Genomic DNA, 9235 nt, shown 5'->3' on the forward strand with positions numbered 1-9235 from the left:
TTCATGCCATCACCGGGCAAGATAAATTTCATCAAGTGATGCAAGGCATTGATGCCGCTTTTGATGCGGGTTTTGAGAAAGTCAAAATCAATGCCGTGCTGATGCGGGATGTTAATGACAAGAATCTTGGCGCATTCCTCAACTGGATAAAGTCTCGCCCGATACAACTGCGATTTATCGAACTGATGGAAACGGGTGAAGGCGGCAATTTGTTTCGCAAACACCATGTTTCCGGTGGCGTCATCCGCCAGCAATTACTCCAGCAAGGCTGGCAACAGCAAGAGAGTGCGCGCAGCGATGGTCCGGCTCAAGTGTTCCATCACCTGGACTACTTAGGGGAGATTGGGCTTATCATGCCGTATGAGAAAGACTTCTGTGCGAGTTGTAATCGTCTGCGTGTTTCAGCGCTGGGAAATCTGCATTTATGCTTATTTGGTGAACAGGGCATTACGCTGCGTGATCTGTTAGCCAGTGACGACCAGCAATATGAATTAATGGCGCGAATTCAAAGTGCATTGCAGACCAAGAAGCAAACTCATTTCTTGCATCAAGGTAACAGCGGTAATACACAAAACTTATCGTTTATTGGTGGCTGATTGGCTGCAACATCAAGAATAAAGGGGATATATGACCCAATTGACTCACATTAATGCCGCTGGCGAAGCCCATATGGTGGATGTCTCCGCCAAAGCTGACACTGTACGTGAAGCGCGAGCGGAAGCTTTTGTTGAAATGCATACCACGACATTAGCGATGATTATCAAGGGCAGTCATCATAAAGGTGATGTGTTTGCCACAGCACGAATTGCTGGCATTCAAGCGGCCAAAAAAACCTGGGAATTAATTCCCCTGTGCCACCCGCTGCTGCTTACCAAAGTGGAAGTCCAGTTGGAAGCGCAACCGGAACACAATAGAGTTCGCATCGAATCCTGTTGTCGCTTGACCGGTAAAACCGGAGTGGAAATGGAAGCCCTTACCGCGGCGTCGGTTGCGGCCCTGACCATTTACGACATGTGTAAAGCCGTACAAAAAGACATGATAATTGGCCCGGTTCGCCTGTTGGCAAAAAGTGGCGGAAAATCCGGTGATTTTAAGGTGAACCCATGATTCAGGTTCTATTTTTTGCTCAAGTTCGTGAGCTGGTGGGAACTGACCGCTTGCAACTGGCAGCGGAATTTCCAACGGTTGAAGCTTTGCGTCAATCCCTATGTCAGCGGGGTGAGCGCTGGCAGTTAGCACTTGAAGAAGGTAAATTGCTCACGGCGGTGAATCAATCGCTGGTCAACATGCAGCACCCTTTGGTCGCGGGAGATGAAGTGGCTTTCTTCCCCCCCGTGACCGGAGGTTGATGATGGACAACACGCGTATTCGTGTCGGGCCGGAGGCATTTAATGTCGGCGAGGAGTACATCTGGTTGTCACAGTGCGATGAAGATGGCGCGGTGGTTACCTTCACCGGCAAAGTCCGAAATCATAATTTGGGGGCTAATGTCAGTGCTTTGACGCTCGAGCATTATCCAGGGATGACAGAAAAAGCGCTAGAAGAAATTATTGCCGAAGCGCGCAGCCGCTGGCCCTTGCAGCGCGTCTCCATTATTCACCGGGTGGGGCCGCTGTTTCCCGGCGATGAAATTGTTTTTGTTGGCGTGACCAGTGCTCACCGTAGCATGGCGTTTGAGTCGGCTGAGTTTATTATGGATTATCTGAAAACACGGGCACCATTCTGGAAACGCGAAGCGACCACTGACGGTGAACGTTGGGTTGAATCACGCGACAGTGATCATGCTGCTGCCAGGTGCTGGTAAACTGTACGTAAACCCGTGTAAAGATCGGCCCTAAATACCTATTTTTACTCCCTTGTTTGCCCTATTTCTGTGGTACCCTTAAAGAGTCGGTGGGCTGTCAGTTGATAGCCTGTATCATTATTTATATGCATAAGGTAACTACCATGGATCGCTATCCACGCTCTAATGGTTCAATTGTCGAACGTGCCAACTCTGGCATTCAGGCATATATGGCGCAGGTATACGGCTGGATGACCTGTGGTCTGTTATTAACAGCGGTCGTCGCTTGGTACGCGGCGAACACGCCTGCGATAATGAATTTTATCTTCTCCAGCCAGATCACCTTTTTTGGGCTGATTATTGTTCAATTAGGTCTGGTATTCGTTATTTCTGGCATGGTTAATCGCTTAAGCGGTTCGATGGCAACCAGCTTATTTATGCTGTATTCAGCGCTGACGGGCCTGACACTTTCTAGCATCCTTATCATGTACACCGGCGCTTCTATTGCTAGCACGTTTATTATTTGTGCCGGGATGTTTGGTGCGATGAGTGTGTACGGCTATACCACCAAACGTGATTTGAGTGGGTTGGGTAGCATGCTGTTTATGGGGTTGATCGGTATCGTGTTGGCTTCTATCGTTAATATCTGGCTGAAAAGCCCGGCATTGATGTGGGCTGTCACTTATATCGGTGTGTTGGTGTTTGTTGGTCTGACTGCTTATGATACCCAGAAACTGAAAAATATGGGCGCGCAGTTGGATTCTAATGATAGAGATAATTTCCGTAAATATTCTATCGTTGGCGCATTGACTCTGTATCTTGATTTCATCAACTTGTTCCTGATGTTACTGCGGATCTTCGGCAACCGCCGCTAAGCGGGTTGATTAAGGGCTGCGACGCGGCAAATTTGCCCGCCGTACGCTGCTCGAAATGCTCATTGACCGATGTCAACTGCGCTTTCTGCGCTGCGGGCGTCGGTCAACTTTTTGGTCTCGCCACTTAATCGAACTCAGCTTAGGCTGGTATTCTTTTCTCGTTCTAGAGTATGGCCTCCCCAATTCCCATTCATATCTTTAGGCCTTAGGCAATTTTCCGTCTAAACATCCCATATGCCACACTCCCTGTCGTGGCTGTTATCACCAACAGTGGCCACAAGCTGTGCCAGATAATGTCGAAGCTGGCATCCTTGAGATAAATCTGTTTGGTGATATCAGTAAAGTGACGGATAGGATTGATCCACGTGATGTTTTGCAGCCAAATGGGCATATTCTCCACTGGGGAGACATAACCAGAAAGCAAGATTGCGGGCATCATAAAGACAAATACGCCGATAAATGCTTGCTGCTGAGTGGAACATAACGATGAAATTAATAAGCCAAAACCGACCAGCGACAGGCCATAGAGCAACATAGTACCGTAGAACAGTGCCAGTGACCCCGCAAAGGGAATTTGGTAGAAAAATATTCCGATAAACAACACGATAGTGGCCTGGAAAGTGGCGACTATCAGCGCCGGAACCGCTTTACCGATAAATATCTGCCAGGTTGTCAGTGGCGAAACCAGAAGCTGCTCCAACGTCCCTTGTTCCCGCTCACGCGCTACGGATAGGGACGTTACAATTAGCACACCAATAGTTGTAATCATCGCTATTAATGATGGCACGACAAACCATTTGTAATCCAGGTTCGGGTTATACCAATTTCGAATCACTAATTCGCTGTTATTGGGTTTAATTTGTCCCTTAGTCAATTCCAATTGGTACTCTTGTACGATTTGCTGAATGTAATTTGCGGCTATTTGAGCACTGTTGGAATTGCGCCCATCCAATACGAGTTGTAACTGAGTCATCTTGCCATTGGCCAAATCCGCACTGAACTGCTCAGGAAAGCGAATCAACAGCAGCGCTTTCTGATTATCAATGACCGGCTGAATCTCTTGTGGACTGTGCAGCAGCAAGACGTGAGAAAAGGCTTCGGCTTTAGCAAAGCGCTGGGTGAGTTCGACCGAGGCCTTACCGCTATCCTCGCTGTAAATGGCGATAGTGGCATTGGTCACTTCTAATGTGGCGGCAAATGGGAATAAGATCACCTGCAATATCACTGGCATGATTAATATTGCACGGGTTTGCGGTTCACGTAGTAGCGACTGCAACTCTTTAATAATCAATGTGTAGAGGCGATAAAACATTGCCAACTCCCTTCTGCTAATCGAGTCGACGACTTAATCTAATCGACGATGAGTTTTCCAAGCTGTCAGGCCAATAAAGACCACGGCTGAAGCGATCAGGAACAATAGGTTAATCACCAAAACGGTACCGATATTCCCCGCCAGAAACAGAGTTTGCAAGCTACTGACAAAATAACGGGCAGGAATGATATAGGTCACAGCGCGGACAACGGCGGGCATGCTGTCGATTTGGAAAATAAATCCAGACAGCATAACTGCGGGCAGGAATGCGGCGTTCAATGCCACCATGGCTGCATTGAACTGGTTGCGGGTGATCGTCGAAATCAATAGCCCCATGCCCAGTGTGCTGGCTAAGAATAAGCTGGTCATGACAAACAATATCCACAATGAGCCACGATAAGGTACACCGAGGATAAACACCGCGACCACCATACATAGCGTCATAGCAACCATGCCGAGCACGTAATAGGGGATAAGTTTCGACAACAACAATTCACTGCGCGTGACCTGAGTCGACAGTAACGCCTCCATGGTGCCGCGTTCCCATTCGCGGGCGATCACCAAGGATGTCAGGATCGCGCCAATCACTGTCATGATAATAGTGATTGCACCTGGAATAATAAAATGTCGGCTGATGGCTGCAGGGTTAAACCAATAACGCACCTGAATCTCTATTAACGGATCATTCTTTTGCCCCAGATTTTGCGCCTGTTGCTGTTGCCAAATTTGCCATACACCTTGAGCATAGCCTTGCACAAAGTTGGCGGTATTCGGCTCACTCCCATCAGTAATCACTTGAATCGGCGCTTTACTTTCAGGCCGTGCAAGCTGCTCGGCAAAGTCATTCGGAATCACAATAAGCCCGCGAATTTTACCTGCCTGCATCGCCTGAATCAGTGCCTGACGGTTGTCACTGATTTGTGGCGAGATATAGGGCGAACTGGCGAACGCGTTAGCCAAATCTTGTGCCGGTTGGCTCTGTTGTTCCATCAAAATGCCAATATGCAGCTTGCTCGAATCCAGATTGATACCGTAGCCAAATATAAACAGCAACAATAGGGGGATGACAAAAGCAATCAGCCCGCTGCTTGGGTCACGCAGAATTTGCCGGGTTTCTTTATTGCACAGCGCCCGTAGGCGACGCCAGGAGAATCCGGTATCTTGATAAGTTTCACTCTCATTTACCGGCGATTTATTTACATGGGAATCATGTGGCTCAGTCATGATTGCTGCTCCTTATCGTTTTGCTGGTCATAGCGCAGGACCAATCCGATAAATGCCTCTTCCATTGATGGATTCGGATTTTCATCAGTAGCAACGTGCTGCTTTAGCTCATCCGGTGTCCCTGCGGCGATGATTTTGCCGCGATAAACCAGGCCGATGCGATCACAATACTCCGCTTCATCCATAAAATGAGTGGTGACCATGACCGTCACACCTTTGTCTACCATCCCATTGATATGCAGCCAAAATTCACGGCGAGTAAGGGGGTCAACACCGGAAGTAGGTTCATCCAGAAACAGGATGTCGGGTTCATGCATCAGGGCGCATGCCAGCGCCAGGCGCTGTTTGAACCCAAGCGGTAGTGAATCGGGTGTTTGTTTGAGAATCGGCGTGAAATTAAACGCTGACGTCATATCAGCAATTTTATCGCGCTGGATTTTACCCTGAAGGCCATAAACACCGGAGAAAAACTTCAGGTTTTGCTCCACCGTCAGGTTGCCATACAGTGAGAATTTCTGTGCCATATAGCCCAAATGTTGGCGTGCTTTGCCGGAACTGGTTTTCAGATCCATGCCCAGCACCAATGCCTTGCCACTGCTGGGAACCAGCAAACCACACATCATCTTAAATGTGGTCGATTTACCCGCGCCATTCGGCCCGAGTAAGCCAAATATCTCGCCACGTTTTACTTGAAAATTCACATGGTCGGTGGCGGCGAAATCACCAAATTTCTTGGTTAACTCTTGGGCTTCAATCACTGTTTCGTCATGACTACCTTCGACTTTGGGCATAATTTTTGCCAAAGCAGACTCACTGGCCGGGCCGCCGCCCAGCAAGTCAATAAAGGCATCCTCAAAGCGCGGTTCGGCCTCCATAATTTCGCCATTAGGTTGATTTAACAGGGATAATACCTGACTGTGATCCACTTCTGGTTTGAGGATCAATCGCACATATTTTCCCTGAATAACCCCATCACTGACCTGTGGTAACGTCAAGGCATGCTGTAACAATTTGCGGTTCGTTCCGGTTTGGGCGGCGACCAAAATAGTTCGGCCACGCATACGCTGTGTGAGTTCCTGCGGCGCACCGCTATAAAGCAGCTTCCCTTCATTGAGCAGCAAAACTTCGCGGCATTGCTCGGCTTCATCCAGATAGGAGGTACTCCACAAGATAAGCATGCCGTCACTCGCCAACTCATGAACCATGCGCCATAACTCGCGGCGTGAGATGGGGTCGACACCGACACCTGGCTCATCAAGCAACAAAACTTTCGGTTGACCGACCAAGGTACAAGCCAGCCCCAGTTTTTGCTTCATACCGCCAGAAAGCTTGCCCGCCAGCCGTTCAGTAAAGCGAGTCAAATCGGTAAAAGTTAGCAGGCGCTCAAATGTCTGGCGGCGCTGTTCACCGGTAACACCGCGTAAATCGGCATACAGCGTCAAGTTCTCCATTACCGTCAAATCTTCATACAACCCAAACTTTTGCGGCATATATCCGAGGATTGAATGCAACTGGCGATCATTTTCTACCGGGTCGAGACCCACAACTGTCAGCTTGCCATGACTGGGTTTGAGCAACCCTGCCAACATTCGTAACAGGGTAGTCTTACCGGCACCGTCAGGCCCGACCAAACCGGTGACTGCCCCGCTGCGAATTTCAGTGGTCAGGCTGGCAACGGCAGGACTCTTTAGTCCGGGGAAGGATTTTTCGACACCTTCCAAAGTAATAAGATGTTGGATGCCATTCATAGCTCATACCACCTTAAGGTTGTACAAAGCGGACAGTGACGGGCATACCTTGGCGCAGCGATTCATCGGCATCGGTGATGATAATGCGTAAGCGATAAACCAGGTCGGTGCGTAAATCCGGCGTTTCCACACTCTTAGGGGTAAATTCGGCGGTTGGCGAAACAAAACCGATTTTGCCGTGATAAGGCTTATCTGGGCGGCCATCGGTAAAGACTTCGACCTCAGTCCCAGGAATCGCTTGACCTAAATGACGCTCGCTGACATACGCCCGCACCCAAACAGGATCAGTCAGTGAGAGCGTAAAGACGGTGTTGCTGGCAGATAGAATTGTGCCTGGCTCCACTGCTCGAGTCAGCACCGTCCCGCCAGAGGGAGAGAGTAGGGTGGTATCTTGTAAGTTGAGCTGGGCTTGCGCCAATTCAGCTTCACTTTGCGCCAAATTGGCTTCGGCTTGGGCAATTTCTTGTGGGCGGTTGCCGCTTAAGTATTGAGCCAGTTTATCTTTTGATGCTTGCAGATTGGCTTGAGCCTGATTTCGCGCAGTACGGGCATTTTCCAATTCATTAGCTGAAGTGGCTTTATTGGCCCACAACCCTTGTTGGCGTTTGAGGAAGCTGTCAGCGTAACTGAATGCCGCCTCGCGCTGGGAAACCTCAGACCTGACCTGGGCAATCTCCTCCTCCCGATAGCCCGCTTTGAGTAACGCTAACTGAGCCTGTGCACTTTGTACATTCGCCTGTGCTTGTTTGAGGGCGTTGACATAAGGGCCGTCATCCAGTTTTCCTAACACTTCACCCGGCTGAATTTTATCGCCTTCATCGACCGCCAGAGAGGCCAGCCGGCCACTGACTCTAAAGCCCAGATTCACGGTACGAATATCGACATTGCCGTATAACGTCAATGTGGCATCTTGTTGTTGGCGATAATAATTCCATCCGTAACCTATTGCCGCCAACAGAGCGACAATAACGACGGCCACTATAATCTTCTTGCGATTCATAATGCTCCCTATCTGTTACCGATTTTTATACCCTTCGCCCTTGAAGCCGCAGGGTTGTTAGCTACGTTCACTCACCCGAATCACTTACTTATGTAAGCTCATCGGGATGAGTTCGCTTGCTGCCTACCTGCAACTCCAATTTCTTTGGGTATAGCTACAATTTTTATAACGACCGACTTAAGACGTTCATTGTGCCGATTTAGCCCGCAGCCCATAAAGCAATAGGTCAATATGTTCGATAAGTACTTGATTAATCATCTCACTTTCCGACTCGCCGATTTCCTGCCACCCGGCTTGTCGACGGATAGTCTCCCGCGCCATACGGAAAGCCAGCACCTCACCTATTAATGCATGAGTATGAAGAATGGTTTTTGTAGCACTTGCATCTGCACCAATGAATGCTGCCAGCAATAAATTCATTTTTTGATGTAAGGGAGAAATAGCCTGAGCATGAATCAGTGGGTATGCATCAGTGGGTGAAAGTTGCTCTCGCGCCATGATTTTGCTGATATTTAGCGTTTCTGGCTGTGTCATTAAGTGGCTGAATTCTAATAAGCCGCGGCGGATATAATGCAGTTGCTGTTCTGGGCTTTGCTCCTGGCTCGGCCGCAGCAGAAACTGGTCAATTTCCAACGCCAGTGGCGCGAAAGCCTGTTGGATAAAATCTGCAATTTGCTGCGCCACCGCCAGATACAAGCCTTCTTTAGAATTGAAGTAGTAGGTAATCGCGGCAATATTCTGGCCAGCCCGCTGAGCAATCTCACGGGTGGTAGCCCCTTTCAAACCCTGTTCACCGAACAACTCGGTCGCCGCTTGTATCAGTTGTTGACGGGCTTGTTCACCGCGAGAGGTGGCAGGTATTGCTGGTGTCAGATTGTGAGGTGTGGAATGGGACATAGGCTCCAAACTCAATATACCCTGCGTACTTGAAGCCGCAGGGGTGTTAGCTGCACTCACTCGCCCGAATCACTTACATGTGTAAGCTCATCAGAACTCATTTGCTTGCTGCCTACCTGCGACTCCAATTACTTTGGGTACATAAGGGTATAATTTGCGCTAATAATAGTAATAGCTAAATAATAAATCAATCATATGATTAACTTTAGGCCGCTACTGAGAATATGTAAAGTTATGGCCGGAATTCGCCCTGTTTTTGTGATCGCAACTGGGTTAATCGATAGAAATAAATCAATTTTCTTGATGTTTGAGTTAATAAAAATCTTAAGAAACGTGTAAATATCCCTTTTCCTGCTAAACATCTGTTATAATCAGCCGCAATGGTGCACTGCAGTT

9 protein-coding genes and 1 pseudogene are annotated in these 9235 nt (G+C 48.6%); 5 read left to right on the top strand and 5 right to left on the bottom strand.

What is annotated here, in order from left to right; genetic code table 11:
• The 5 genes and pseudogenes from moaA to ACNSO8_RS02390 all read left to right on the top strand — a co-directional run.
• Positions 1–596 (top strand): annotated as a pseudogene (gene moaA, locus ACNSO8_RS02370) (GTP 3',8-cyclase MoaA); the annotation flags it as partial.
• Positions 597–627: 31 nt separating this feature from the next.
• Positions 628–1107 carry a cyclic pyranopterin monophosphate synthase MoaC gene (moaC, locus tag ACNSO8_RS02375; protein WP_418393703.1) on the top strand — a complete coding sequence of 160 codons (480 nt, stop codon included), beginning with the start codon at positions 628–630 and terminating at the stop codon, positions 1105–1107.
• Positions 1104–1349 carry a molybdopterin synthase sulfur carrier subunit gene (gene moaD / locus ACNSO8_RS02380; RefSeq protein WP_418393704.1) on the top strand — a complete coding sequence of 82 codons (246 nt, stop codon included), beginning with the start codon at positions 1104–1106 and terminating at the stop codon, positions 1347–1349. The genes moaC and moaD overlap by 4 nt, the downstream gene beginning before the upstream one ends.
• Before the next feature lie 2 nt (positions 1350–1351).
• Positions 1352–1804: a molybdopterin synthase catalytic subunit MoaE gene (moaE, locus tag ACNSO8_RS02385; protein WP_418393709.1), complete on the top strand. Its 453-nt coding sequence runs from the start codon at positions 1352–1354 to the stop codon at positions 1802–1804.
• Positions 1805–1947: 143 nt separating this feature from the next.
• Entirely contained in the window at positions 1948–2658 is a 711-nt protein-coding gene (locus tag ACNSO8_RS02390; protein WP_075338564.1) for a Bax inhibitor-1 family protein, read from the top strand.
• Between the two features lie 205 nt (positions 2659–2863).
• Here the strand turns inward: ACNSO8_RS02390 and ACNSO8_RS02395 are convergent, their stop codons facing one another.
• The 5 genes from ACNSO8_RS02395 to cecR form a co-directional block, all read right to left on the bottom strand.
• Positions 2864–3970 carry an ABC transporter permease gene (locus tag ACNSO8_RS02395; protein ID WP_418393705.1) on the bottom strand — a complete coding sequence of 369 codons (1107 nt, stop codon included), beginning with the start codon at positions 3968–3970 and terminating at the stop codon, positions 2864–2866.
• Positions 3971–4003: 33 nt separating this feature from the next.
• A complete protein-coding gene (locus ACNSO8_RS02400) occupies positions 4004–5194 on the bottom strand; it encodes an ABC transporter permease (protein WP_019081105.1) in 1191 nt (396 codons plus the stop codon).
• Entirely contained in the window at positions 5191–6942 is a 1752-nt protein-coding gene (locus ACNSO8_RS02405) for an ATP-binding cassette domain-containing protein (protein ID WP_418393706.1), read from the bottom strand. The genes ACNSO8_RS02400 and ACNSO8_RS02405 overlap by 4 nt, the downstream gene beginning before the upstream one ends.
• Positions 6943–6955: 13 nt before the next feature.
• The gene (hlyD, locus tag ACNSO8_RS02410) at positions 6956–7942 is read right to left on the bottom strand and encodes a secretion protein HlyD (RefSeq protein WP_418393707.1); all 987 of its coding nucleotides are present in this window, start codon (positions 7940–7942) and stop codon (positions 6956–6958) included.
• Positions 7943–8128: 186 nt separating this feature from the next.
• Positions 8129–8839 carry a transcriptional regulator CecR gene (gene cecR, locus ACNSO8_RS02415; protein WP_418393708.1) on the bottom strand — a complete coding sequence of 237 codons (711 nt, stop codon included), beginning with the start codon at positions 8837–8839 and terminating at the stop codon, positions 8129–8131.
• Positions 8840–9235 lie beyond the last annotated feature (396 nt).

The organism is Yersinia sp. LJYL362 (assembly GCF_048323875.1).

Bases quoted from the DNA above. Each gene is read 5' to 3' on its own strand.
- moaC (WP_418393703.1), top strand. From the start codon at position 628: ATGACCCAATTGACTCACATTAATGCCGCTGGCGAAGCCCATATGGTG.
- moaD (WP_418393704.1), top strand. From the start codon at position 1,104: ATGATTCAGGTTCTATTTTTTGCTCAAGTTCGTGAGCTGGTGGGAACT.
- moaE (WP_418393709.1), top strand. From the start codon at position 1,352: ATGGACAACACGCGTATTCGTGTCGGGCCGGAGGCATTTAATGTCGGC.
- ACNSO8_RS02390 (WP_075338564.1), top strand. From the start codon at position 1,948: ATGGATCGCTATCCACGCTCTAATGGTTCAATTGTCGAACGTGCCAAC.
- ACNSO8_RS02395 (WP_418393705.1), bottom strand. From the start codon at position 3,970: ATGTTTTATCGCCTCTACACATTGATTATTAAAGAGTTGCAGTCGCTA.
- ACNSO8_RS02400 (WP_019081105.1), bottom strand. From the start codon at position 5,194: ATGACTGAGCCACATGATTCCCATGTAAATAAATCGCCGGTAAATGAG.
- ACNSO8_RS02405 (WP_418393706.1), bottom strand. From the start codon at position 6,942: ATGAATGGCATCCAACATCTTATTACTTTGGAAGGTGTCGAAAAATCC.
- hlyD (WP_418393707.1), bottom strand. From the start codon at position 7,942: ATGAATCGCAAGAAGATTATAGTGGCCGTCGTTATTGTCGCTCTGTTG.
- cecR (WP_418393708.1), bottom strand. From the start codon at position 8,839: ATGTCCCATTCCACACCTCACAATCTGACACCAGCAATACCTGCCACC.